This is a genomic window from Streptomyces sp. NBC_00236 (genome assembly GCF_036195045.1).
Classification (GTDB): Bacteria; Actinomycetota; Actinomycetes; order Streptomycetales; family Streptomycetaceae; genus Streptomyces.
In genome coordinates this window covers 2,431,253-2,454,728 of sequence record NZ_CP108100.1, presented here as the reverse complement: position 1 = coordinate 2,454,728, position 23,476 = coordinate 2,431,253, and the positions used below count along the sequence as shown (strand labels likewise).

23 protein-coding genes are annotated in these 23,476 nt (G+C 69.9%); 12 read left to right on the top strand and 11 right to left on the bottom strand.

Going from position 1 to position 23,476, the window contains the following annotated elements; translation table 11 throughout:
• Positions 1-93: 93 nt before the first annotated feature.
• On the bottom strand, positions 94-1,515 hold the full coding sequence (locus OG446_RS10975) for an MFS transporter (RefSeq protein ID WP_328898267.1): 1,422 nt from the start codon (positions 1,513-1,515) through the stop codon (positions 94-96).
• A 158-nt stretch (positions 1,516-1,673) separates the two neighbouring features.
• On the opposite strand from OG446_RS10975, the gene OG446_RS10970 reads away from it, so the two are divergent.
• Positions 1,674-2,597 carry a helix-turn-helix transcriptional regulator gene (locus tag OG446_RS10970; RefSeq protein WP_328898266.1) on the top strand — a complete coding sequence of 308 codons (924 nt, stop codon included), beginning with the start codon at positions 1,674-1,676 and terminating at the stop codon, positions 2,595-2,597.
• 76 nt (positions 2,598-2,673) lie between these two features.
• Here OG446_RS10970 and OG446_RS10965 read toward each other — a convergent pair whose 3' ends face one another.
• Both OG446_RS10965 and bla read right to left on the bottom strand, forming a co-directional pair.
• Positions 2,674-4,173 (bottom strand): MFS transporter, encoded by a 1,500-nt coding sequence (locus OG446_RS10965; RefSeq protein ID WP_328893853.1) that lies wholly within the window; start codon positions 4,171-4,173, stop codon positions 2,674-2,676.
• Between the two features lie 15 nt (positions 4,174-4,188).
• Entirely contained in the window at positions 4,189-5,154 is a 966-nt protein-coding gene (gene bla, locus OG446_RS10960) for a class A beta-lactamase (protein ID WP_328893852.1), read from the bottom strand.
• A gap of 131 nt (positions 5,155-5,285) precedes the next feature.
• Between bla and dusB the strand changes: the two genes are divergently transcribed.
• Together dusB and ppdK are read left to right on the top strand one after the other, a co-directional pair.
• Complete coding sequence (gene dusB / locus OG446_RS10955) at positions 5,286-6,434, top strand: tRNA dihydrouridine synthase DusB (protein ID WP_328893851.1); 1,149 nt, start codon at positions 5,286-5,288, stop codon at positions 6,432-6,434.
• Positions 6,435-7,019: 585 nt separating this feature from the next.
• Positions 7,020-9,731: a pyruvate, phosphate dikinase gene (ppdK, locus tag OG446_RS10950; protein WP_328893850.1), complete on the top strand. Its 2,712-nt coding sequence runs from the start codon at positions 7,020-7,022 to the stop codon at positions 9,729-9,731.
• Between the two features lie 204 nt (positions 9,732-9,935).
• Here ppdK and OG446_RS10945 read toward each other — a convergent pair whose 3' ends face one another.
• Positions 9,936-10,157, bottom strand: coding sequence for a hypothetical protein (locus OG446_RS10945; RefSeq protein WP_328893849.1), 222 nt, complete (start codon positions 10,155-10,157; stop codon positions 9,936-9,938).
• Between the two features lie 153 nt (positions 10,158-10,310).
• Here OG446_RS10945 and OG446_RS10940 point away from each other — a divergent pair, with 153 nt between their 5' ends.
• The 9 genes from OG446_RS10940 to OG446_RS10900 all read left to right on the top strand — a co-directional run bounded on the left by OG446_RS10940 (position 10,311) and on the right by OG446_RS10900 (position 17,051).
• Positions 10,311-11,093, top strand: a complete 783-nt coding sequence (locus tag OG446_RS10940) for a DUF6907 domain-containing protein (protein ID WP_328893848.1) — start codon at positions 10,311-10,313, stop codon at positions 11,091-11,093.
• Complete coding sequence (locus OG446_RS10935; protein WP_328893847.1) at positions 11,090-11,506, top strand: DUF6907 domain-containing protein; 417 nt, start codon at positions 11,090-11,092, stop codon at positions 11,504-11,506. The genes OG446_RS10940 and OG446_RS10935 overlap by 4 nt, the downstream gene beginning before the upstream one ends.
• Before the next feature lie 187 nt (positions 11,507-11,693).
• Positions 11,694-12,485: a DUF2637 domain-containing protein gene (locus OG446_RS10930; RefSeq protein WP_328893846.1), complete on the top strand. Its 792-nt coding sequence runs from the start codon at positions 11,694-11,696 to the stop codon at positions 12,483-12,485.
• Positions 12,482-12,793, top strand: a complete 312-nt coding sequence (locus tag OG446_RS10925; protein ID WP_328893845.1) for a hypothetical protein — start codon at positions 12,482-12,484, stop codon at positions 12,791-12,793. The genes OG446_RS10930 and OG446_RS10925 overlap by 4 nt, the downstream gene beginning before the upstream one ends.
• Positions 12,794-12,872: 79 nt before the next feature.
• On the top strand, positions 12,873-13,199 hold the full coding sequence (locus tag OG446_RS10920) for a hypothetical protein (protein WP_328893844.1): 327 nt from the start codon (positions 12,873-12,875) through the stop codon (positions 13,197-13,199).
• Positions 13,200-13,284: 85 nt separating this feature from the next.
• Positions 13,285-15,423, top strand: coding sequence for an FtsK/SpoIIIE domain-containing protein (locus OG446_RS10915; RefSeq protein WP_328893843.1), 2,139 nt, complete (start codon positions 13,285-13,287; stop codon positions 15,421-15,423).
• A gap of 282 nt (positions 15,424-15,705) precedes the next feature.
• Entirely contained in the window at positions 15,706-16,398 is a 693-nt protein-coding gene (locus OG446_RS10910) for a DUF5753 domain-containing protein (RefSeq protein WP_328893842.1), read from the top strand.
• Positions 16,362-16,556 carry a DUF397 domain-containing protein gene (locus OG446_RS10905; protein ID WP_328893841.1) on the top strand — a complete coding sequence of 65 codons (195 nt, stop codon included), beginning with the start codon at positions 16,362-16,364 and terminating at the stop codon, positions 16,554-16,556. The genes OG446_RS10910 and OG446_RS10905 overlap by 37 nt, the downstream gene beginning before the upstream one ends.
• Positions 16,557-16,673: 117 nt before the next feature.
• Complete coding sequence (locus OG446_RS10900; RefSeq protein ID WP_328893840.1) at positions 16,674-17,051, top strand: DUF7715 family protein; 378 nt, start codon at positions 16,674-16,676, stop codon at positions 17,049-17,051.
• A gap of 597 nt (positions 17,052-17,648) precedes the next feature.
• Here the strand turns inward: OG446_RS10900 and OG446_RS10895 are convergent.
• The 7 genes from OG446_RS10895 to OG446_RS10865 form a co-directional block, all read right to left on the bottom strand.
• On the bottom strand, positions 17,649-18,107 hold the full coding sequence (locus OG446_RS10895; protein ID WP_328893839.1) for a hypothetical protein: 459 nt from the start codon (positions 18,105-18,107) through the stop codon (positions 17,649-17,651).
• Between the two features lie 259 nt (positions 18,108-18,366).
• A complete protein-coding gene (locus OG446_RS10890; RefSeq protein WP_328893838.1) occupies positions 18,367-19,209 on the bottom strand; it encodes a hypothetical protein in 843 nt (280 codons plus the stop codon).
• Positions 19,206-19,907 (bottom strand): hypothetical protein, encoded by a 702-nt coding sequence (locus OG446_RS10885; protein WP_328893837.1) that lies wholly within the window; start codon positions 19,905-19,907, stop codon positions 19,206-19,208. Before OG446_RS10885 ends, OG446_RS10890 begins: the two co-directional genes overlap by 4 nt.
• A 300-nt stretch (positions 19,908-20,207) precedes the next feature.
• Positions 20,208-21,944 carry a DUF927 domain-containing protein gene (locus OG446_RS10880; protein ID WP_328893836.1) on the bottom strand — a complete coding sequence of 579 codons (1,737 nt, stop codon included), beginning with the start codon at positions 21,942-21,944 and terminating at the stop codon, positions 20,208-20,210.
• On the bottom strand, positions 21,941-22,801 hold the full coding sequence (locus tag OG446_RS10875) for a bifunctional DNA primase/polymerase (RefSeq protein ID WP_328893835.1): 861 nt from the start codon (positions 22,799-22,801) through the stop codon (positions 21,941-21,943). The genes OG446_RS10880 and OG446_RS10875 overlap by 4 nt, the downstream gene beginning before the upstream one ends.
• The gene (locus tag OG446_RS10870; RefSeq protein WP_328893834.1) at positions 22,798-23,100 is read right to left on the bottom strand and encodes a hypothetical protein; all 303 of its coding nucleotides are present in this window, start codon (positions 23,098-23,100) and stop codon (positions 22,798-22,800) included. Before OG446_RS10870 ends, OG446_RS10875 begins: the two co-directional genes overlap by 4 nt.
• Positions 23,097-23,342, bottom strand: coding sequence for a DNA-binding protein (locus OG446_RS10865; protein WP_328893833.1), 246 nt, complete (start codon positions 23,340-23,342; stop codon positions 23,097-23,099). The genes OG446_RS10870 and OG446_RS10865 overlap by 4 nt, the downstream gene beginning before the upstream one ends.
• Positions 23,343-23,476: the final 134 nt, after the last annotated feature.

Below are 23,476 nucleotides of genomic sequence, written 5' to 3'. Positions count from 1 at the left end.
GAGAACTCGCGGAGGGCCGTTCGCGCCACCGTACGACCGTGGGCCCGGAGCACCTCAGGTGCTCCGGGCCCACACCCGTTCCGGCGCTCGCTCTCAGGCCACCGTGCGCGGCAGCCGCAGGCTCAGCAGCGCCGTCAGGGCGACCGCCGCCAGCTGGACCAGCAGTGTCACGATCAGCGCGTCCCGCATGCCCGAGCCCGGCGCCAGTGCCAGGAACAGCGAACCGAGCGTCGCCACGCCCAGCGCCAGCGCCGCCTGCTGGGTCGTCGTCATGACGCCGCCGCCCACCCCGGCCCGCTCCGGCGGCACGTCCGACAGGACGATGCGGAACAGGACGGGCAGCTGGAGGCCCTGGCCGAAGCCGGCGATCGCCAGCCCCGGCATCAGGCCGAGCAGCCCGAGGCCCGACCAGTCGCGCCACACCGTGAGGGCGAGCACGACGACGCCGGCCGCCTGGATCAGCCCGCCGGCCGTCACCACGCGGCTGCCGTAGCGCCGTACCAGCCGCGGACCGGCCAGCGAGGCACCGAAGAAGGCCACCGCCATCGGGGCCATCGACAGGCCCGACTCCGCCGGACCCAGCCGCAGCCCCTGCTGGAGTGCGACGGCGATGACGAACATGAAGCCGCCGAAGCCGATCGAGAACGGCACCACCAGCGCCAGCCCGCGCCGCAGCGATTCGAGCCGCAACAGGCTCGGCGGGACCAGCGGTACCAGTCCGCGCCGGTCCGCCCGCCGCTCCACCCGGTAGAAGGCGACCGCGGCGAACGGGAACAGCGCCAACGAGACCCAGGTCCACAGCGGCCAGCCCGCGGCCCGCCCCTCGGTGAGCGGGGCCAGCAGCGTCATCAGTGACACGGCGAGCAGCAGCGTGCCCGGTACATCGATGGGCGCCGGCCGCTCCGAACGGGTCTCCGGTACCGCGCGTGCCGCCAGAATCAGCCCGACGGCCGCCACCGGGACGTTGACCAGGAACACCGAGCGCCAGCCCGCGCTCTCGCCGAACACCGACGACAGCGGCGCGGCGGCGACGAGCACCCCGCCCAGGATCTGGCCCGCGACCATGGAGAGCCCGGCCGTGGCCCCGTACAGGCTCATCGCCCGGGCCCGCCGGTGGCCCGAGGTGGCCGCCTGGATGGTGGCGAGCACCTGCGGCAGCATCAGCGCAGCCGCGGCGCCCTGGGCCACCCGCGCCCCGACCAGCGTCCAGGCGTTCGGCGTCAGTCCGCAGGCCAGTGAGGTGAGCCCGAACGCGGCCATGCCCAGCAGGAACAGCCGGCGCCGGCCGGCCATGTCGCCGAGCCGGCCGCCGAGGACGAGCAGGACGGCGTACGAGAGCCCGTACCCGGCTACCACCAGTTCCAGCAGCGCGGGACCCGCGGCGAGGTCGTGGTCGATGGTGGGCAGGGCGACGTTGACGATGAAGAAGTCGATCAAGGGAAGGGCCGCACCCAGCAGCACGGTGAACAGCCCCAACGCGCCGAGCACCGGGGCGGGGTGGTCGTGCCGCACCACGGAGGCGGCGGCGGTGTCTGTCTTCGGCAGTACAGCGGATTTACTCACGACATCGACGATCGCTCTTCCCGGAGCCTGGTACCAGAGTGTCTTTATCCTGGTACCGGAAGCACCTGTCACGGCTTCGGCCGATCCCGCATGCTGGAGGAATGACGACGATGGTGACGGCAGCCCGGAGGGACCCGGAAGCACCGCGGAATCCGGCGGACGGTGTCCCCGACGCGTCCGGGACCGAGATCCGGCGGCACGAGCTCGCGGACTTCCTGCGCAGCCGCCGGGAGCGGATCACCCCGGAACAGGTGGGACTTCCCCGGGGCAGCCGCAGGCGCACCCCGGGGCTGCGCCGCGAGGAGGTCGCCCAGCTCTCCGCCGTCGGCGTCACCTGGTACACCTGGCTCGAACAGGCGCGCGACATCCAGGTGTCGCCCCAGGTCCTCGACGCGCTCGCCCGCGCCCTGCTGCTGGACCACAGTGAGCGGACCCATCTGTTCTCCCTGGCGGGGGCCATCGACCCGGCTCCCGGCACGGAGTGCCCGAGCATCACCCCGGCGCTGCGCACCCTGCTGCGGCAGCTGGAACCGATCCCCGCCTGTGTGCAGAACAGCCGGTACGACATCCTCGCCCACAACCGCACCTACGGCCGGATGCTCTGCGACATGGACGCCGTCCCGGTCGCGGACCGCAACGTCATGCTGCTGGCCTTCACGAACGAGGAGTGGCGGACCTCCGTCATGGACGTGGCCGCGGTGACCCGTCTGATGACCGCGAAATTCCGTGCGTCGATGGCCGGACACCTCGCCGAACCCGCCTGGAAGGCCCTGCTCAAGCGGCTGGAGGCGGCATCCCCCGAATTCCGGGAGGCCTGGGCGCGGCACGAGGTCCTCGGCCCCGGACCCCGGTCCAAGATCTTCCGCAACGCCCACGTGGGGCTGCTGCGCCTGGAGACCACCGACCTCTGGCTCGGCCCGTCGTCCGGACCGAGGCTCGTCACCTACGCACCCCGTGACGAGGAGACCCGCGAGCGGCTGGAGCGCCTTCAGGCGTTCGTGTCCGAGGCCGAGGGCCGGCCCGCGGGGGTATGAGTGAGGGGGAGCGGCTTCAGGTCGTGGTGGCCGAGGCCGAGGGCCGGCCCGCGGGCGTGTGAGTGAGGGGGCGGCTTCAGGTCCGGGTGCTCGGCGCCGAGGACCGACCCGAGGGCGCACCGGACGGGGCCGCGACCGTGGGCTCCTCCAGCCGCTCCGCGGTCCGGCGGGCGGTGCCCCGGGCCCAGCGCCCGCTGCTCACCGTGCCGACCAGCAGGACGGACACCCCGCAGCCGGTGATGATCCACCAGGCGGCCCTGCTCGCCGCGACGAAGTCGCCCGCCGCCCCGGTGCCGTACGAGGAACCGGCGCCGGCCACCCCCGCCGCGAGAACCGCGCCGATCACGGCGACGCCCAGCGTCTGGCCGATCTGGCGGCTGGTCGAGGCGACCGCGGCGGCGACGCCCGCCTGGGAGCGGGGCATGCCGGAGACGGCGGTGTTGGTGATGGGCGCGTTCACCGCGCCGAAGCCCAGGCCGAACAGCACGTACGCGGTGAACATCGAGGCCGTCGACGTCTCCGCGTCGAACGCCGCGAACATCAGCCCGCTCGTCGCGATCGCGACGCCCGCGACCAGTAGCGGGATGCGCGGTCCGCGACTGGCGACGACCCGGCCCGAGAACGGTGACAGAACGCAGACCACGGCCGCCATCGGCAGCATGTAGAGACCGGCGTCGAGTGCGCTGAGCCCTCGTACGTCCTGCAGATAGAGGGTGTTGAGGAAGAGGAAGCCGCCGAGAGCGGCGAAGGCGCTGACCGCGATGACGGTGGCCCCGCTGAAGGGGACGCTGCGGAAGAAGCGCAGATCGATCAGCGGGTCGGTGCGCCGGGCCTCGTACAGCAGCAGGCCGGCCAGGGAGGCCGCCGCGACTGCGGCGAAGATCAGGATCTCCGCCGAGGTCCAGCCCTTCTGCGGCGCCTCGATGATCGCGTACGTCAGCGAGCCCAGCAGCGTGATCACCAGCAGCTGGCCCACCGGATCCGGGCGGCGCGCCTTCGGGGCGCGGGACTCGGAGACGTACCGCCAGGTCAGCAGCAGTGCGGCGATACCGATCGGCAGGTTGATCCAGAAGATCGACCGCCAGCCGACCGAATCGACCAGAAGACCGCCGACCACCGGTCCCGCCGCCATGGAGATGCCGACGACGGCGCCCCAGACGCCGATCGCCCGGGCTCGCTCGCGTGGGTCGGTGAAGGTGTTGGTGATGATCGACATCGCCACCGGGTTGAGCATGGAGCCACCGACGGCCTGCACCATCCGGAACGCGATGAGCGTCTCCAGACTCGGTGCCAGCGAGCAGAGCGCCGAGCCCACGGTGAACAGGACGAGTCCGGCCATGAAGACCTTGCGTCTGCCGATCCGGTCGGCGGTGGAACCCGCGAGCATCAGCAGGGAGGCAAGGACGAGCGTGTACGCGTCGATCGTCCACTGCATCCCCGCGACGCTCGCGTCCAGGTCATGGCGCATGGCGGGCAGGGCGACGTTCAGGACGGTGTTGTCGAGGCTGACGATCAGGAGGCTCATGCAGCAGATCGCCAGTACGAGCATCCGCCGCCGGTGGCTGAGCTCAGGCATGCATGGATAGTACGGCTAACTAACGACTTCCGCTGCCAATACCTCGGCCGCGCGGGCCACCAGCGGATGGTCCCCGGCCGCCCCCGCGTCCCCGTCCGGCTTGGTCGTCAGCACGGCCAGCACCACCGGGGTCCCGTCCGGTGTCCATGCGATGCCCACGTCGTTGCAACTGCCGTACGAGCCTCCGCCGGTCTTGTCCGCCACCGTCCACTCCGGCGGCAGGCCGGCCCGGAAACGCGTCCCGCTCGTCCGGCAGTTCAGCAGCCAGCCGGTCAGCCGCTCGCGGTCGCGGGGTTCCAGCACGTCCCCGAGCACGAGCCGGGCGTAGTCGCGCGCGATGGCGGCCGGGGTGGTGCTGTCCGTGCGCCGCCGGGGTTCGGCCGAATTGAGCTCGGGCTCCCAGCGGTCGAGCCGCGTCACCCGGTCACCGATCGAGCGGCTGAAACGGGTGACCGCACGCGGGCCGCCGAGCTCGCGCAGCAGCAGGTTGGCCGCGGTGTTGTCGCTGTCGCAGACCGCCGCCTCGCAGAGCCGCTCGATGGTCAGCCCGCTCGCGAGGCACTCCGGGGTGTCGGTGATCCGGGAGTCCGGGACGCAGTCCTCCTTCGTGTAGCGGACGAGCCGGCCGAGCACCTCGCCGTCCCGGTCCAGATCCCTCAGCACGGCCGCCGCGGCGAGCGTCTTGAAGGTGGAGAGCACGGGGAACCGCTCGTCGGCCCGGTGGCGGACGGCGGCCCCGGTGGCGAGGTTGTACGCGAACGCGCCGACCCGGGCACCGTGGACGCGCTCCAGTTCGCGCAGCCTGGCGCCGGCGGAGCCGGGCCCCCGGGTCCGCGCGGCGGCCCGGGAGGGTCCGGCGGCGACGAGCAGCGCGGCGGCCGCGCCCGCGGTGCCCAGCGAGAGCAGGGCGCGGCGGGTGGGGGCCGCTCCGGCCGCCCCGGCCGTGGACGCGGTCGGGCCTAAGCGACGGGTGGGGTTCATGGTCATCGTGTCCCTCGTTCACTGGTTTCGTAACGACCCCTTCACGCTACGTGTCCGCACTGACAGCGGGCCGGCGCCACCCGGCCGCCCGGGCCGCCGGAGCAGTTCCCGGCGTACGCGACAATGGGGGAATGACCACGCTCGCCCCCTCGCCCCAGCTGCTCCGCATCGGCCCGCACACCGTGCAGCCGCCGGTGGTCCTGGCCCCCATGGCCGGCATCACCAACGCCCCCTTCCGCACCCTGTGCCGGGAGTTCTCGGGCGGCAAGGGGCTGTTCGTCAGCGAGATGATCACGACGCGGGCGCTGGTCGAGCGCAACGAGAAGACCATGCAGCTCATCCGCTTCGACGCGACCGAGACCCCGCGCTCGATCCAGCTGTACGGAGTGGACCCGGTCACGGTCGGCAAGGCCGTCCGCATGATCGTCGACGAGGACCTCGCCGACCACATCGACCTGAACTTCGGCTGCCCGGTCCCCAAGGTGACCCGCAAGGGCGGCGGCTCGGCGCTCCCGTACAAGAGGCCGCTGCTGCGCGCGATCCTCAACCAGGCCGTCTCCAACGCGGGCGAGCTGCCGGTCACCATCAAGATGCGCAAGGGCATCGACGACGACCACATCACCTTCCTCGACGCCGGCCGGATCGCCGTCGAGGAGGGCGTCACGGCTGTCGCCCTGCACGGCAGGACGGCCGCCCAGCACTACGGCGGCACCGCCGACTGGGACGCCATCGCCCGGCTCAAGGAGCACGTCCCCGAGATCCCCGTCCTCGGCAACGGCGACATCTGGTGCGCGGACGACGCGCTGCGGATGATGCGCGAGACCGGCTGCGACGGCGTGGTCGTGGGCCGCGGCTGCCTGGGCCGCCCCTGGCTCTTCGGCGACCTGGTGAGCGCCTTCGAGGGTACGGAGACGCGGCAGGCGCCCACCCTTCGCACGGTCGCGGACGTCATGCTGCGGCACGCGACGCTGCTGGGGGAGTGGATCGGCGACGAGACCCGCGGCGTGATCGACTTCCGCAAGCACGTGGCCTGGTACCTGAAGGGCTTCGCGGTCGGCTCCGAGATGCGCAAGAAGCTGGCGATCACGTCGTCCCTGGAGGAGCTCGGGTCGCAGCTGCACGAACTGGAGCTGGACCAGCCGTGGCCGGACGGCGCCGACGGCCCGCGGGGGCGTACCTCGGGCAACAACCGGGTCGTGCTCCCGGACGGCTGGCTGAAGGACCCGTACGACTGCTCCGGCGTCAGCGCGGAGGCGGAACTGGACACGTCGGGCGGCTGAGATCGGCCTGCGGGCGGAGTGACACCCCGTGGGGGTGGTGGGGCACCGGGTGCCCCACCACCCCCACTGCTCATTTGAGCGTTGGATCCGGCGAGAATCGAAGAGATCCGGCCTGATCCGTCGGTCGGCGGTGTCTCATGGGTCACTTTCGCGCCACCCGTGTGGCGTCGAGTGATCGCAAGGTCACCCAGGGCTGCCTGGGAGGCGTCCGTATGGTGACATCTGAGCGCCACTCTCGACGTGATCCTCGCCACGCCTGATGGATGCATTGCTCAGATGAGCGCCTTTGTGAGGGTTGCACTTCTCAAATGGTGGCACTGGGTGCCAGGGGGCATTACTTTGATCGATCGACGCTTCTCTCACGCACCGTGGCGGAGGGGGGTTGAATCGGTTGCCGTTCGTGGTCATTCATTCAAGAAGTGAACGGATTCGCTCGACCGGGCTAGAGGGCGCTTCACTTTCGATCTGCTGGCGGACGGGTGGTTGAAGCCGCACGACGCGCAAGCGCACATACCCAGACACCTTCGATCTGGGTATGTTCCTCGCCGTCAGGGCAGCCACCGCGTCGTCGAGGAGTCGAGACCCGTGTCGGAAAACGAAGACCTTCAGAAGTTCGTCTACGACTTCACCGAGGGCAACAAGGAACTGAAGGACCTTCTCGGCGGGAAGGGTGCGAACCTCGCCGAGATGACCAACCTCGGGCTTCCGGTTCCTCCGGGTTTCACCATCACCACCGAGGCCTGCAAGGTCTACCTGGACAGCGGCGACGAGCCGGCCGCGCTGCGCGACGAGGTGAGTGCGCACCTCGACGCCCTTGAGGCGCGGATGGGCAAGAAGCTCGGCCAGGCCGACGACCCGCTGCTGGTGTCCGTCCGCTCCGGTGCCAAGTTCTCGATGCCCGGCATGATGGACACGGTCCTCAACATCGGCCTCTCCGACGCCTCCGTCGTGGGCCTCGTCGCCCAGTCCGGCGACGAGCGGTTCGCGTGGGACTCCTACCGCCGCCTGATCCAGATGTTCGGCAAGACCGTCCTCGGGGTCGACGGCGACCTCTTCGAGGAGGCGCTGGAGGCCGCCAAGGAGGCCAAGGGCGTCACCGTCGACGTGGACCTCGACGCGGGCGACCTGAAGAAGCTGGTCAAGCAGTTCAAGAAGATCGTCACGCGCGACGCCGGACGTGACTTCCCGCAGGACCCGCGCGAGCAGATGGACCTGGCCATAAAGGCGGTCTTCGACTCGTGGAACACCGACCGGGCCAAGCTCTACCGCCGCCAGGAGCGCATCCCCGGCGACCTCGGCACCGCGGTCAACGTCTGCTCCATGGTCTTCGGCAACCTCGGCCCGGACTCCGGTACCGGTGTCGCCTTCACCCGTGACCCCGCCAGCGGCCACCAGGGCGTGTACGGCGACTACCTGCAGAACGCGCAGGGCGAGGACGTCGTCGCGGGCATCCGCAACACCGTGCCGCTCGCCGAGCTGGAGTCCATCGACAAGAAGTCGTACGACCAGCTGATGCAGATCATGGAGACGCTGGAGACCCACTACAAGGACCTCTGCGACATCGAGTTCACCATCGAGCGCGGCCAGCTGTGGATGCTCCAGACCCGCGTCGGCAAGCGCACCGCCGGTGCCGCCTTCCGGATCGCCACCCAGCTCGTCGACCAGGGGCTCATCGACGAGGCCGAGGCGCTCCAGCGCGTCAACGGGGCGCAGCTGGCGCAGCTGATGTTCCCGCGCTTCGATGACGACGCGAAGACCGAGCGGCTGGGCCGCGGCATCGCCGCGTCGCCGGGCGCCGCGGTCGGCAAGGCCGTCTTCGACTCGTACACCGCGGTCAAGTGGTCCCGCTCCGGCGAGAAGGTCATCCTCATCCGCCGTGAGACGAACCCGGACGACCTCGACGGCATGATCGCCGCCGAGGGCATCCTGACCTCGCGCGGCGGCAAGACCTCGCACGCGGCCGTCGTCGCGCGCGGCATGGGCAAGACCTGTGTCTGCGGCGCCGAGGACCTTGAGGTCGACACCAAGCGCCGCCGGATGACGGTGGGCGGGCGGGTCATCGAGGAGGGCGACGTCGTCTCCATCGACGGCTCGACCGGCAAGGTGTACCTCGGTGAGGTACCCGTCGTACCGTCGCCCGTCGTCGAGTACTTCGAGGGCCGGATGCACGCGGGCGCCGACGACGCGGACGAGCTGGTCGCCGCCGTGCACCGGATCATGGCGTACGCGGACCGGGTGCGCCGACTGCGGGTGCGGGCCAACGCGGACAACGCGGAGGACGCCCTGCGGGCCCGCCGCTTCGGCGCCCAGGGCATCGGGCTGTGCCGGACCGAGCACATGTTCCTCGGCGAGCGCCGCGAGATGGTCGAGAAGCTGATCCTGGCCGACACCGACCAGGAGCGCGAGACGGCCCTGGAGCAGCTGCTGCCGCTCCAGAAGGCCGACTTCATCGAGCTCTTCGAGGCGATGGACGGACTGCCCGTCACCGTACGGCTGCTGGACCCGCCGCTGCACGAGTTCCTGCCCGACATCACCGAGCTCTCGGTCCGGGTGGCACTCGCCGAGTCCCGCAAGGACGCCAACGAGAACGACCTGCGGCTGCTGCAGGCCGTGCACAAGCTGCACGAGCAGAACCCGATGCTCGGTCTGCGCGGGGTCCGGCTCGGCCTGGTCATCCCCGGTCTGTTCGCCATGCAGGTGCGGGCGATCGCCGAGGCCGCCGCCGAGCGCAAGAACGCCAAGGGCGACCCGCGCGCGGAGATCATGATCCCGCTCGTCGGTACGGTCCAGGAGCTGGAGATCGTCCGCGAGGAGGCCGACCGGGTCATCGCCGAGGTCCAGGCCGCCACGGGCACGAACCTGAAGCTGAAGATCGGCACGATGATCGAGCTGCCGCGTGCCGCGCTGACCGCAGGTCAGATCGCCGAGGCCGCGGAGTTCTTCTCCTTCGGTACCAACGACCTGACGCAGACGGTGTGGGGCTTCTCCCGCGACGACGTGGAGGCCTCGTTCTTCACCGCGTACCTGGAGAAGGGCATCTTCGGGGTGTCGCCGTTCGAGACGATCGACAAGGACGGCGTGGGATCGCTGGTGCGCAGCGCGGTCGCGGCCGGCAAGGCCACCCGCCCCGACCTGAAGCTCGGCGTCTGCGGTGAGCACGGCGGCGACCCCGAGTCGGTGCACTTCTTCCACGAGGTGGGCCTGGACTACGTCTCCTGCTCCCCCTTCCGCATTCCCGTGGCCCGCCTGGAGGCGGGCCGGGCGGCTGCGGAGTCGCGGGGCAGCGACAGCCGCTGAGGCGGCAGAGCCACTGATTCCGCGGGCTGCCGCAGGACCGGACGACCCTCATCGGTCCGGCGGCGGCTGCGGAATTCCCTGAGGCGGCGGCACCCTGTGCGGGGGTGCCGCCGCCTTGTGCATCACCTGCATGGTTACGTCAAATCACGCCCTGACCTGCGAAAACAGCCCCAGTCCCGCCCGATTGGGGCTGAACAAGCCCGGTCACGCTGTGCCCCCGTTGTGCCCTGTCGGCGCGGCGGGGGCATTGTCACGCTCCGCGTCGGCGGGCCTCTGGGGGAGCTGGTCGGTCTCGTGGGTGAGCCAGCGCAGGAAGTCCCGGATGACTGCTCCGCGGTTCCGCGCGCCTACGGCCTGGCCGGCCTTGTCCCAGAGTTCTCTCTCGACCCTGATCGTCTGGCGCGGGGTCTTCTCTACGTTCGGCATGTCCTGAGGTTAGCTCTTGCGGTGTCATGACACCAGGGTCTACGGTGGGTGTCATGACACCGGGAAGCCCCGGAACGTCAACGGCCCTACCCCGGTGTATCAGCACCCGGGCAGGGCCTAGATCCGAACCCCTCGTCATCAGGGAGTCGCACCATGCAGAACACCGTACCCGCCACGTTCAAGACCTCTGGCGCCCCCGTCACCCCGCCCGCCACGCCGGACCCGCTGGAGTCCGCCCTCCGGTCCGCGTTCGACCAGGGCGAGCCCTGCGACGCCGACGGCAACCCGGTCGCCGAGGACCGCAGCATCACCTACCAGCTGCGCCACGGCGGCGTGCTCGTCGAGGAGTGCCCCACCTGGTGCGTCCTCGACCACGCCGACGACATCGCCAAGCCCATCTACGCCGAAGACCTGGTCCACGAGGGCGAGGAGATCGAGCTCAGCATCACCACGGTCGAGGGCGACAAGGACAGCATCCTCGCGGCCCGTATCCAGCAGTGGCCCTACGCCACCGACGGGAACGGCTCCGACGTCCCGTACATGGCGTACCGGGCGAACGCGAACTACGGCGAGTCGATGGGCTACTCGACGCCCACGGACGTTGAGGCGGAGATCCGGCGGACCGAAGCCCACCTGTACGCGCTGCGGCAGCTGAACGAGCGGCTGGCCGAGGCGCGGGCCGACTTCCTCGACAAGCGGGGGCCGGCTGCCGCGGATCTGACCGTCGCGGACGTGCGGACGCTGCCGGTGCCGGTGCTGCTGAAGGCGTTCGGTCTGGCGGTCGTCGAGGTCGAGTCGATCCCCTACGGCATTCAGGGGGTTTTGGACCGTACCGGGGACGTGCCGGTCGTCGTCCTGCTGCGGTCGCTGCCGCAGGCCGGCCGTGAGTCCCTGGTCCGTCAGCTGCTCGTGTCGATGGTCGAGGGCCAGGCGTGAGCACGGACCGGCCGGTCGTGGCCCCGCAGCCGCGGCGGAACGCGGACGGTACGACGACCGTCACCACCCTCGACGCGGGCGACGTGCGCCTGGTGTGCCCGGACTGGTGCATCGTCCAGCACGGCTATCGGTACCCCCCGGCCAGGGCGGAGATCACGCACTGCGGGGACCCCGAGTGGGCGCTCGTCGACACCCCGGAGTCCGGGCCGACGAGCCTCGTCGAGGTGGGCTTGGTGCAGTGGCCGTTCAGTACCCGTTCGCAGGTGCTCCTTGAGGTGCAGACGGACGACGGGCGTAAGGAGGTCGGCCCGACCGGTGCCCGCCGGTTCGCCGCCGCGCTCCGCAAGCACGCCGACCACATCGACACCATGGCCGCCAAGCTCGAAGCGATCCGGGCCGGTGAAGGCCGGTGAGCCTGGCCCTGGTTCGTCGGCCGACCGAGGACGCCGCGGTTAATGCCGCGTCCCGGTTGGTCCGGGCGCTTCCCCCGATTCAAGTCATCCTCGCCGACCTGATCACCGCCAATCGACTGGGCGACAGGCACGGCGTCAATCTCTGCGCGCACAAGGCTGCGCGCGCTGGCCTCGGAGAGGTAGGCGAATGATGAAGCCCACCAACGCCGTACAGGGCCTGGCGTCCGGCGCTGCGGCCGTGACCATGGCCCTGACCGCAACAGCGTTCTGGCTGTCCTACGAGCACCTGCACGACGTCGCCGCCGACAACGGCCTGGCGGGCGCCCGCGCTTGGGCGTGGCCTGGCACAGTTGACATGTTCATCGTTGCCGGTGAGCTCCTGATCCTGCGGGCTGCGTTGCGTGGACGGTTCGACGGGTTCGCCTACCTGCTTGCGGGGGTCGGATCGCTCGGCTCGATCGCACTGAACGTCGCCGGTGTCGGCTGGGGGGCTTCTCCGCTTGAATACGTGGTCGCCGCCGTGCCGCCCGTGGCTGCGCTGTTGGCATTCGCTGCGGTCATGCGGCAGGTGCACGAGCGGCTGGCCGGTCATGCTGAGCGGCCGGAGGTGACCACGGCGGCGACCATCGAGCGGGCCGATGCCGTGTCTGCCATGGCAGACGTCGAGCCGCTTGGAGTGGCCACTCCTGCGGTCATCGAGCTGCCCGCAGCGTCACCGCTGTGGGACGAGTTCCTGACCACCGACATGGCCAACAAGGTGACCGCTGCTGTACCCGCTGAGACGCCCCGGCAGGTGGTCACCGAGGTGGTGACCCGCACCCCGGCTGATCTGCGCAGGGACGCCCGAAAGCTGCACAAGCAGGTGGTCACCTTGGGCGGGCGTGGCGTGACCATCGACCAGCTGCGGGATGCATTCGACCTGTCCCGCCGGGAAGCCACCGAGTTGCGCCGTGAAGTGGTGGGCGGGGTGCGGTCATGAGCGACCTGAACAAGGCGTCGCAGGACGCCATCGACGCGGCAGCGAACAGTGAGCAGGTCGCCCTGGTCCTCGCCGTCCTGCAAGCCCAGCAGATCACCCAGGCGCAGCACACACACCCGGCCCCGCCGGCGGCCGCACCCCGGCCGTCCGGGTCCGTGGCGCAGTGGCTCGCGATCGGGGTGGGAGGGTCCGCGCTCCTCCTCGCCGTGGCCGTGTCCGCGGTCGCCATCGCGATCTCCGCCGTCGCCCTGACCGTCTGCGTCCTGGTCCTGCGGTCCGTGTGGCAGGACGTCCGCAAGAAGGCCTGACGGCTGCCCGCGGCGCCCGGCCCCCACCGGGCGCCAAGGGGAACCGGAACAGCCCGGCCCACCACCGAGAGGACACCCCATGTTCGTGTACACCCCGGCCGAGAAGCGCACCCGCCGCAAGCTGGTCCGCGAGGGCTCCCGCATGGCGCTGGCCGGCCTGAACCCCGAGGCCTCGAAGGAGCGCCGCATCGACCGCATCGACGCCGCCGCCGAGGAGCGCGGCCGGCGCGAGCTCGGTGCCCTGCACGCGGTGCGGGAGACGGACCGGCAGGCCGTCGCCACCGCCAAGGCGGCGATGCGCACCGCGCCGCGGGAGGACCGGGCCGCCGCACGGCAGCGCGTCCGTGACGCCGAGCAGGCGCTCAAGCGGTCGGAGCGGGCCGTCGACAAGGCCGAACGCCAGTAGAGCCGCCACGGGGCGGCCGCAATCCGCCAAGACACCGGCCGCCCCGTGCCCCTGACCAGCCAACAGACCAGCAGGAGGCTCCATCATGACCGACGTCACCGCCCGACCGCTCAACGGGCACACCCTCACCAAGCTCCACCCCATCCCGCCCGAGACGCTCGACCCGTCGCCGGCGCCCGACGCCGAGGTGGACGTCGTCGAGGCGGTCGACCGCCCGGACAACCCGCTCGCCGACTGGCTGACCGTGCCCGACGCCCCCGTCCTCCCCGTCTGGGCCCGCTCGGCCGCCTCGATCCGGGCCAACGTGACGGCGTTCGTGCGCCTGTCGTGGTGGCAGGCCCGCTACCACGGCATCCGCACCCCGAAGTACCTGGTCAAGACGCTGCTGCTGGCCGCCCGCGGGTTCTTCCGTGCCACCGTTGGCCTGTGGCCGACCCTGTCCGCACAGGACCACACCGCCGCCGTGAAGGCCCTGCGCGCCCAGTCCAAGGCCAAGCCCGAGGATGTGGACCTGGCCGCCCGGCTGCAGCTGGCCCACTTCGAGCGGACCCGCACCCGGCGTTGGAGGTTCGGCGCGGCCGCGGTCGGAGTTGCCGCAGCCACCATCGGCATCATGCTCGCCGACCCGATGCTGCAAGCCGGTGTCGCCGGTGCGGTCGTCACCCCGCTCGCCTACCTCGGCCGCGGGAAAGACACCCACCTCCTCGACCAGGGCGCCCCGCCGCTGCGCGTCGACATGTCCGCGCAGCAGCTCAACGACGCACTGCGCGCCGCCGGCCTCCTGAAAAGCGGCCGGGGCGACGAGGAAGGCCCCCGGGTTACGTGCACGATGGGCCCGGTTCGTGACGGCCGCGGCTGGGCTGTGATCTTCGACCTGCCCCGAGGCGGCGGCAAAACCGCCTCCGACGTGCTCGCCAAGCGGGAAGTCATCGCCCAGGAGCTCGGAGTCGACGAGATTCAGGTCATCATGTCCCGCGTCCGCGCGGCCAAGGGCGGCAACGCCGGCCGGGTCTCCATGTGGGTCGCCGACGACGACCCCTACCTCGGCCTGCCGAACCCGTCGCCGCTGGCCAAGGCCGAGACGTTCTCCATCTGGGACCCGATCCCGTTCGGGCAGGACGCCCGCGGCAACCGCATCGAAGTCCCCGTCATGTGGCAGTCGATGTTCTTCGGCGGCCTGCCCCGACGCGGGAAAACGTTCACGCAGCGCCTCATGACCGCCGCGGGGCTGCTGGACGCCTACGTGCGCCACTACGTCGCCGACGGGAAGGGCGGCGCCGACTGGATGCCCATGCGGGCCGTCGCCCACCGCCTCGTCATGGGCGCCGAGGACGACGCGATCGAGGCGCTCAAAGCGATGCTGCAGGAGCTCCTCGTCGAGATGGAACGCCGCTTCGCGATCCTGCGGGAACTCCCCACCAGCATCTGCCCCGAGGGCAAGTTGACCCCGGAGCTCGTCACGCTGAAGAACCTGCCGGTCATCTTCGTCACCATCGATGAGCTGCAGGAATACTTCACCGCGATGGAGCGCGAAGACCGCGAGCAGGTCATCAACGACCTGTGCCGCATCGCCCGCCGCGGCCCGGCCGCAGGGTTCGTTTCCAACTTCGCATCCCAGCGCCCCGACGCCGACAGCGTCCCCACCAAGCTGCGGGAGATCATCACCCTTCGGTACTCCACGCAGGTCGTTGACCGGGCCAGCTCCGACATGGTCCTGGGCAAGGGCAAGGCCGCCCAAGGCGCCGACGCGTCCGTCCTGTCCGAAGACCACGTCGGTACCGGTGTGCTGGTCACTGGGCCCGCGTCCTACGTCACTGTGCGGGCCGACTACCTCGACGGCCCCGGCTTTGCCCTGCTGTGCGCAAAGGGCCGGACGCTGCGGCAGGCTGCCGGCCAGCTCACCGGTGACGCCGTCCAGGACGTCACCGCGGCCGCCGACGCCGCCGGGCTCAAGCTGGCCCCGATCCTGTCCGACGTCCTCGAAGTGATGCGGCACAGCCCGCGGATGTTCACCACCGAACTCCTCGCCGGGCTGGTGAACCTCGACGAGGACGTCTACGGCGACTTCAACGCCGAGCGCCTGGCCGCCGAACTCGAAGCGGCCGGCGTGAAGCGCACCAGCAAGCAGGTCAAGATCAGCGGCACCAACGCGGCGGGGTATCAGCGGCGTGACATCGAGAGCGCCGTACCCACCGAGATCCTCCTCGACCCCAACCCCCGGTAGAGGGGCCTCCCACTACCCGCACCCTCAAAGGGCCCCCGCTACCAACGCCTTCAGTGCCCCACTGAGGGGCTAGGAAGTAACGGGGGCCCTTTACCCCGGTCATGGGGGTGGTAGCGGCTACTGACCTGCAAGGTAAGGGCGGTAGAGGGGGTGGGGGGCGCCCGCCTGGCGCCCCGGCTGCGGGAGAGTTTCAGCGCCCACCCAATCCGATCAAGCGGTGTGACGCACCGCACACGAGGAGTAGCGTTGCCCCACCACGACGGCACGACCGGAGGAGAACCGGTGAAGCCCAACCGCAAAGAAGCCGCAGACATCGTCCGCGGCACACGAGACTCATCCAAGGCGGGGTGGTGGCGGGCTGCGCCTGCCGAGTCCCTGTCTGAACACATCGACCGGCTCGGCCGCTTAGAGAGTGCCGCGGACACGATCCAGTCGTACCAGCCGCTCATGATCCCCGGCATGCTGCAGACGTTTCAGTACGCTGCGGCAGCCATCAAGGCCACCACGCCAGCCCTGCCGCCCGAAGAGGTGTCAGACCGTGCGGACCGGCGACTCAAGCGCATCGACAGCCTCGGCTACGACGCGGACCGCCGCGCCTGGTTCGTCATGTCCGAGGAGACGCTGCGGCGCCCCGTCGGCGGGAAAGCCGTTCTCATTGAGCAGCTGGAACACCTGCTCAACGTGGCCGCGCTCCGGCCGTCCGTGACGCTGCAGGTGATGCCGGAGGCGAGCGAGGGACACCCGGGCCTCGGGGGCGGCTTCACGATGTACCGCATCGGTGGCCGGCGCGTCGTCTTCACCGAGACGCTGGCGGGCTCCGTCATCACGACGCGGCCGGAGGACATCGCAGTGTTCGGCTCGGCATACGATCACGTGACGGCTGAGGCGCTGCCGCCAGCAGCGTCCTTGGAGTTGATCGACACGGCGAGGAGAACTCTGTGTCAGGAGTACAGCAGGGAAGCCTGGTCTGGGTGAAGTCGACGTACACCGACACGGGTAACTGTGTCGAGTGGGCCCGCCCCGACAGTGGTGTTCTGGTCCGGGACTCGAAGCGCCCTACGGGTGCTCGGATACCGCTCCGGCCGGCCGCCTGGTCGTCGCTCGTCGACTGGGCCAAGACGCACCAGGTGTGACCGACCAAGTTGGATAACATCCAACTTGAACGCAGGAAGCCCCCGCCGCAGGAGAATTGCGGCGGGGGCTTCCGTATGTTCGCATCTCGCGTCAGACCCACCAGGCAGGATGATTCTATGAAGCTTCTTACCGCCACCAGCCGTACTCAGGGCAACCGGGACAACGACTTCACTTTCTGCGTCGAAGGCGAACTCGTCATGATCACGGGCTTCGTGTGCGAGACCGACAGGCTCGACCCGGACGGGGGCTGCGGATGCGGCCGATCCTTCGCCGGCCTCAACAGCGGCAAGGCAACCACCACCGCCCTGGTATCGGACCTCGACTTCACTCCGGAGGACGCAGCGGAAGCGATACGCTCCGCCCTCCTTCGCTCCAAGCTCTTCGACGCCGCCGATATCCCGGGCATCACGGAGGAACTGCTCGACCTGGCCGACGACTTCCCTGTCGGAACAGTCGTTGAGCACCGCCTCGGTGAGATCCGAGCCCGTGACTAGTTCGTCTTGATGCGTCGGCCGCGACGCTCCGACGGGACGTCGGACTGAGACCCCTTCGGGGCGTCGCCGACCGCCGGGAGCAGTCCCGTGTACGGGATCGAGTCTGGCAACGGTCGCTCCGGTGGCAGCAGCACCGGGCGGCCGTCTAGCCATGCATCCTTAGCGGCCTGCCAGTCGCCAAGCGCGAGATACCACTCGACATACGACGGATCGGGATGGTCGGCCGGGGCCGGCGGACGCCATTCCCGCCAGTCGAACCGGACGAGGGATACGGGCATATGGGCGGCAGACGGTCGTCTGCGTCGGCTCACGACGGCCACCTCGCCTCGGAGGTTCCGAACGTATCCCGCACCCACGCCACTGGCGGCCAAGGCGTCCCGAACCGGTCGCGGCCGTCAACGCGACGCCGCACACCATGGCCCCGCAGCCACTCCCTCCGCTCCGCCAGGAACGCCCGCCACACCGCCATCGCAGCCCAGAACGTGTCATCCGGATGCCGCTTCAGGTGGGCCGCCGCCACGTCCCGATACCGGGCCGGCTGCATCTCCAGGACATGCCGCGGAATTCCCGCGGTCCCGGGGTGCCGCCGCACCCGGCTCACGACGCATCACCCCGGAACGCCTGGCGGTAGTCGTCCAGCACCGAAGGAGGCGACGACCAGCGCTGGCGGTCCGGCTCCGCCCGGTCCCCGTGCCACCGCGCCATCGCCGCCGACCGGCCCCGCTGCGACGGCGTCGACCGCTCCCCACTCTCCTCGCCCGGCCTGGTAGCCCCCAACTGCCGCAAAATCCGCGACAAGGCCAGCCGGTGACCCCGGATCTCCCGGATCAACGGGTTCGCCACCGGCTGGCCACGCGACCCCTTCGACAACAGCTCACCCGCAGCGAGCGCGGCGCCCATCGTGTCGATCTCGTCCGCCAGGCGACCCGCTTCCTGCAGCAGCAGCAGCTCGTCCGGGTCGAGTTCCAGCTCTTCGAGGGTGTCGTTCCACAGCTTCAACCCCCGCTCTCCGAGCCCCGCGGGGGCCGGCGGAGGGGTGTAGTCGTCGTCTGCCACTGTCGGCCTCCCTGGTAAATCCAACGTTTCTGCGTCGCATCGACGGTCAGGTGCTATACCGTCCCGATCTCCTGAAGATCGCCTAGGGGGATCATGGCCCTGGGTGATCTATGTGCTTTTGTGCGGTCCGGCCGACCTGGAGCCGGCCGGACCGCGGTGTCGGCGCTGGTGATCGTCATGGTGGTAGACCCGTTCACCATGGGTCCGCAGCAGGATTCGTCGTACTGCTGCGGTGCCGTTGACGCCGACGCTCATGGGGTCACGCAGCCCTGAGAGCCTGCTCGACTCCGCGTTGTGCTGCCTGACCTGACAGACCAGTCGACATGACTACCTCGATGGCCTTGTGCCATCGGTCGATGGTTGCCTGCCTCTGTGTGACCTCACCTGGTGTGGCGAGGGTGAGTTCGAGGTGTGGTGAGCGAGCGAGGTACAGCCAGCGGCTGACCGGCTGGTGCCGCAGGTCTCGCCACTCGCGGAGTGCCGGCCCGACGTCGTCGCGCAGCTTGTGGGCGAACACGTCCGCAGTGCTGGGCTCCTCGATCCTGGCAACGGCGAACAGCTCTGCGTCCTTGCCAAGGTCGCTCCCTGTCGCACGGGCGATGATCTGCCGGTCGGACACCAGTTGGTCGAGCTGGATCGCTGCTGCTTCTGCCGCTTGCCAGGGTGCGCTGATCGCAGGGTCTCGCATGTCGAGGCGTCGGGCGTCGAGGAGGGTGGGCAGCTTCTTCTCCTGCTTGGTGAGCACCTTGACCAGGGCGAGGAAGTCGGGCTGCAGGCCGCGGATCCAGCCGGGGGCGTGGTCGCGGACGAGCTGGTTGTAGCGGCGGGCGACGGGTTCGCGGTAGTCGCCGGCGATGGCCCGGTGGGCTTCGGCGATGCGGTGCTGGTGTGCCCGCTCCTCGATGAGCGCGGCGAGTTCTGCCGCGGTTTCGGGTACGTCGTCGCGGCCGGGCTTGGTGTCGACACGCTTGTGCGATGCGTCCATGATGACGTCCCACATGGCGGCCGTGTCGTAGATGGTCTGGGGTACGGGGAGCTTGCGGCGTTCGGCTGCGGTGACTGCGGCCTGCGCCGTGCTGGTGTCGTGGTCGAAGTCGATCACGCTGCCTCCGGTCCGTCGTTGCCGTGCACGGTCAGGTCGCTGTCGGCGAGCATGGCGACCTGGTGGGGGCTGAGGCGTCCGAGCTCGGACGGGACGGCCGGTGCCATGTAGGTGGTGTCGCCGTATCCGCCGGGCTCCTGCAGGCTGCGGAACTCGGCGAGGTTGGCGTCGTAGCCGGGGGTGGCTGCGGAGTGCGCGTCGAGGACGGACGCCCATGCGGCACCGAAGAGGGGGACCGCGGCCTGGTCGGCTGCGTGCGAGGCGATGGCCCGGGCGTAGTCGCGGTCGCCGTCGCGCAGGGCCCGGCTGTAGGCGGCCTGGGCTTCCTGCGGGTCGGTGAGGTTGGCTGCCATCTCGCGGGCCTGGCGCCGGTTGATCGCCTCGGTGCCAGTGACGTTGGTGTCGCTGCCGAAGAGTCGCTTCTCCAGCTGGGCGCGGCGGGTTTCGTACTTCTGTCGGTCGGCCTGCTGTGCGGCTTCGAGCTTGGCCGCGGTGTCGCGGTGTGCGCGGGCCATGGCGACCTGCCGGGCCTGCGGGGTGATGTCTTCGCGGGCGCGGATCTTCTCGACCTGGCGGTCGTGGGCTTCGCGGATCTGTTCGGGCTTGGCCCGGCTGGCGTCCATGGCCTTCTGGAAGTCGGTGGTGTGGTCTGCGGCGGATCGGTTGAACATGTTCTTGAAGTCGGTGGGGCTGGTCATGACGGCTCTCCTTAACTGAACGTGTCTGCTTTGAGGGTGGCCAGGAAGTTCCGGCTCTCTGATGGGCCCGAGTGCGTACCCCCACCGAAAGGGGGTGTTGAACTGTCCTTGACCTGCGGGTTTGCAAGATCGTCAGGGGGTACGCAGGGGTGCGTACCCCCTGACTGGGGACCCGAGGGGGTACGCACGGCTGCGTACCCCTTCCGCACACGCCCTGACCTGCACCGATCCCGCCACGGGCGGGGGGTACGCACTTGGGGTGAAGTGAGGGAGTGTTCTTCTGCGGCTCGGGTCGACATGTCACTCTCCGTCTTCGGCGTCTGTAGCGAAGACGTCCGGATTGAAGACGTACATGCGGACCTTGGAGCCGTTGAGCTTCCGGCCGAGGAGGTACGGGGGCCGGTAGGACGGGCTCTCGACGAGTACGCCGCTCTCCCGCCAACTCGGGATGACGGAGTCCAGTTCGTACTTGGACCTCATCAGGACTTCCTTCATCCGCTCCGGGAGGAGAGCGATCGTCGACCGGTCGTCGACCGTGATCTCCCTGCCGATCCAGCCACCAAACGGCGGGTCGTTCAGGGTGTGGGGGCTCCACAGCTCCCGGCGGTGGGAGGCGACGTATTCCCGGATGACGTCGAGGGCCATCTCGCCCCGGTTGTCGGTCTGGTCGGCCGTGGCAAACAGGCGCCGCCACACGGCCATCTCCGGGGCGGGGAACGGCACGATGCCCCACTGGTGGGAGAGTTCGGCCGCAAGTGCCAGGCAGGCCACGAACGGTGCCCGGCGGGCCGACATGTCGCTCTCGTACCGGTGGGCTTCCGTCAGCTCCTTGTGGCGGGCGACGATCGTGCGCTTACCGCTGTCGGCCAGGACGTCGAGCAGCTTCTCGACGTACCGGGGGCCGGCCGTTCCGTAGTTCTCCGCCGTGCCGTCGCGTACCTCGATGGCTGCCGACGCCGACTCCGCCCCGTCCGTGCCGAACGGGGCTTCCTTGACGCTGAGCACGCGCGCCCCGGCGCCCTGGTCGGTGGTGAACGTGAGTACCGACTGTTCGCCGGTGGACACGACGACGGTCCGCCAGGGGAGCCCGGACGGCCACCCCCCGCCGCGCGCCGCCCCGTGGTTCTTCGGGATGGCGTACAGCAGGCCGTGGACCATCTCGGGGTTCTGTACGAGCTTGGTTTCGTCGAAGACGACCGGCAGGCCGTTGACGAGGTTGAGCCGCTTCTCCGCGGCCAGCATGGTGGTCCGCCACGAGTAGAGGCCGTCAGCCTTTTCGCTCGGATCGGCCCACGCGCTCATCCCGCCGGCCGCTGCTGTCGTCTTGCCCCGGGTCGACCGACCGCAGATGTCGACCGCGAACGAGTTCACGCCGACGATCTGCAACAGCGGTGCGGCCAGGCAGGCGTAAAGCGCCATCTGTGCGGCCGGGTAGGACTCCATGCGCTTGATGGCTGCCTGCCAACCGGCGAACGTTCCCGCCGGCTGATGTGCGGCCAGGGCAGGCTTCTGCTCGTCGAACTTCACCTCCACCTTGTGAGGGGTGTCCTGCGCTGTGACGAACGTTCCGTCTGCCTGCCAGCCCAGCTGACGGGCCAGATGGACGCGCGGGATCTTGCCCTGGTTGATGGACTCGAACGCGGCGAGATAGCGCTCGACGAGACGGGCGTCGCCCTCGATGACGGGCAGGCCCGCGTCTCCCAGCGTGGCCACTAGGACCCGGCCCCGACGGACGACGTTGCGGGGCACGATGCGGGTGACGACGCGGCCGCGGTCGACCCACGCCAACTCGACGGCTTGGTCGCCGATCGGGTCGACGTACACCGAGCTGACGACCAAAGGCGCCCATGCGACCCGCAGGTCGACGAACGTGTCCTTGGCGATCTGCTTTTCGACCCACACCCCGCCATAGCTGATCTTGTAGCCCGTCGGCATGCGGACGCCCTCGGGAACGAGACGGTGGTCGCTCCACTCCTCGGTCGCCGTCTCCTGGCCCGCGTCTTCGCCGTCGGGGACGGCCGTGTCGCTGTCGTTCACGCCGTCACCCCCGCTCGCCGGGCAGACGCCACGGTCCGCATGGCTTCACCCGCGGTGAGTCCCTGCCGGGTGGCCGCCTCGACGAGCGCAGCCTCGACCTCTGCGGCGCCCATATGCCCGTCATCTACGTGAGCCCACGCCTTAGCCGCAGCCCAGTACAGGCGGTCGTTACGCGTACCTTCGGGCGCGTTCAGGACGACCCGCACCAGGCCGTCAAGAGCCTTGCTTGCCGTCACGGGGGACGGGTCGGCCCGGGGGATCCGACGAGTCGCGGGCTTGGGCAGCATCAGCTTGAGCAGCTGCGCGGGGGTGGGCTGGACGTCGACTTCGCCGAGCTTGGGGTGCAGGGTGTATTCGCCGGCCTTGCCGGTGCTGCCGGGGCCGACCAGGTACCCGCCGGTTCCCCGCACGTCGATGCCGAGTCCGAGACGACCGGCCGAGTTCGGGACGGTCACCCCGTCCGGGATGGACAGCCACAGGTGGAAGCCTCCGGACGGGGTGCAGATCGTCATGGTCTGCGGGAGCTGGAACCCGTGCTTGGCCGCCAACTGGTTGACGGTCTCGACGCCGTTGACGCCGTTCTTCCGGTCGAGGTCGAGGCCGACCATCCGGCCACCGCACGCGATGCCGTACCCGGTTGCTCGGGGCGACAGGTCGAAGAGATGACGGGCATATGCGGGGTCGGTCGTCGCGTCGTGGACGCCGTGGCCGGGCTTGCCGCACTGCCCCCTGCAGCTGTGTCCCTTGTCGTGGGGGGAGCGGACGGAAGGGGTCTTGTTGATGGACAGTGGAAACGCCTTGTAGCCCTGCTCGATGGCGTACAGGGCGCTGCGGAGCGCCTTCTCCCACGGGGTCATGCGATCACCGCCGGGACTCGGAGCTGCACCACGTAGACGGCGCCGCAGGGGGCGTTCTTGAGGACGGAGCGGACGAGCGGGAGCGGGGCCCGGTGAAGGTGGGGGTGCCCACATCCGGGGCACTTCTCGACCTTGACCTGTCGGTGCCACTTGCGGGACCGGGACCGGTAGGTGTCGAGCCGGCCGGGTACCCGCAGGGGGTCGCCCTGTGGCATGGTGGACGCAGACGCGCCGCCCACAGCGGAGTCTTCCTGAGAAGGGCTACTGCCGAGGTAGCCCTTCTTTGCGTTCTGGTTCATGCGGCGTTCCGCCCTCCGGCCTGGTCGGCGTCGTAGGCGTCGATGTCGTCCCAGCGGGCGCGGAGGTGCTTGCCCACCCGGAACATGAGCGGCCCGACGCAGGTCTGCGTCTGATGCCAGTAGCGAACGGTCTTCACCGGAACCCCGTAGTGCTCGGCGAGGTCAGGCGTGGTGGCGAGGGGGCGCCTGTCGGCGCCAGCGGACTGGGGGAGCGTGACGCGGGGAAGGGTGACCCGTCCCATGTTTCTCCTCTAGGTGAAGTGACTACACCTTTAAGTGCAGTCAGGCGTCAAGTTGCGCCCAATCGTGCACCACTGTTGCCGGTGACGCAAGTGCCCTTTAAGGTGTATTCAAATCACCTATGAGTGGAGTGGGC

Coding starts and splice junctions, on each gene's coding strand:
- OG446_RS10885 (WP_328893837.1), bottom strand. CDS start 19,907: ATGACCAGCCCCACCGACTTCAAGAACATGTTCAACCGATCCGCCGCA.
- OG446_RS10945 (WP_328893849.1), bottom strand. CDS start 10,157: ATGCCGAACGTAGAGAAGACCCCGCGCCAGACGATCAGGGTCGAGAGA.
- OG446_RS10970 (WP_328898266.1), top strand. CDS start 1,674: ATGGTGACGGCAGCCCGGAGGGACCCGGAAGCACCGCGGAATCCGGCG.
- OG446_RS10920 (WP_328893844.1), top strand. CDS start 12,873: ATGTTCGTGTACACCCCGGCCGAGAAGCGCACCCGCCGCAAGCTGGTC.
- OG446_RS10865 (WP_328893833.1), bottom strand. CDS start 23,342: ATGGGACGGGTCACCCTTCCCCGCGTCACGCTCCCCCAGTCCGCTGGC.
- OG446_RS10925 (WP_328893845.1), top strand. CDS start 12,482: ATGAGCGACCTGAACAAGGCGTCGCAGGACGCCATCGACGCGGCAGCG.
- OG446_RS10900 (WP_328893840.1), top strand. CDS start 16,674: ATGAAGCTTCTTACCGCCACCAGCCGTACTCAGGGCAACCGGGACAAC.
- bla (WP_328893852.1), bottom strand. CDS start 5,154: ATGAACCCCACCCGTCGCTTAGGCCCGACCGCGTCCACGGCCGGGGCG.
- OG446_RS10965 (WP_328893853.1), bottom strand. CDS start 4,173: ATGCCTGAGCTCAGCCACCGGCGGCGGATGCTCGTACTGGCGATCTGC.
- OG446_RS10940 (WP_328893848.1), top strand. CDS start 10,311: ATGCAGAACACCGTACCCGCCACGTTCAAGACCTCTGGCGCCCCCGTC.
- OG446_RS10870 (WP_328893834.1), bottom strand. CDS start 23,100: ATGAACCAGAACGCAAAGAAGGGCTACCTCGGCAGTAGCCCTTCTCAG.
- OG446_RS10930 (WP_328893846.1), top strand. CDS start 11,694: ATGATGAAGCCCACCAACGCCGTACAGGGCCTGGCGTCCGGCGCTGCG.
- OG446_RS10915 (WP_328893843.1), top strand. CDS start 13,285: ATGACCGACGTCACCGCCCGACCGCTCAACGGGCACACCCTCACCAAG.
- OG446_RS10875 (WP_328893835.1), bottom strand. CDS start 22,801: ATGACCCCGTGGGAGAAGGCGCTCCGCAGCGCCCTGTACGCCATCGAG.
- dusB (WP_328893851.1), top strand. CDS start 5,286: ATGACCACGCTCGCCCCCTCGCCCCAGCTGCTCCGCATCGGCCCGCAC.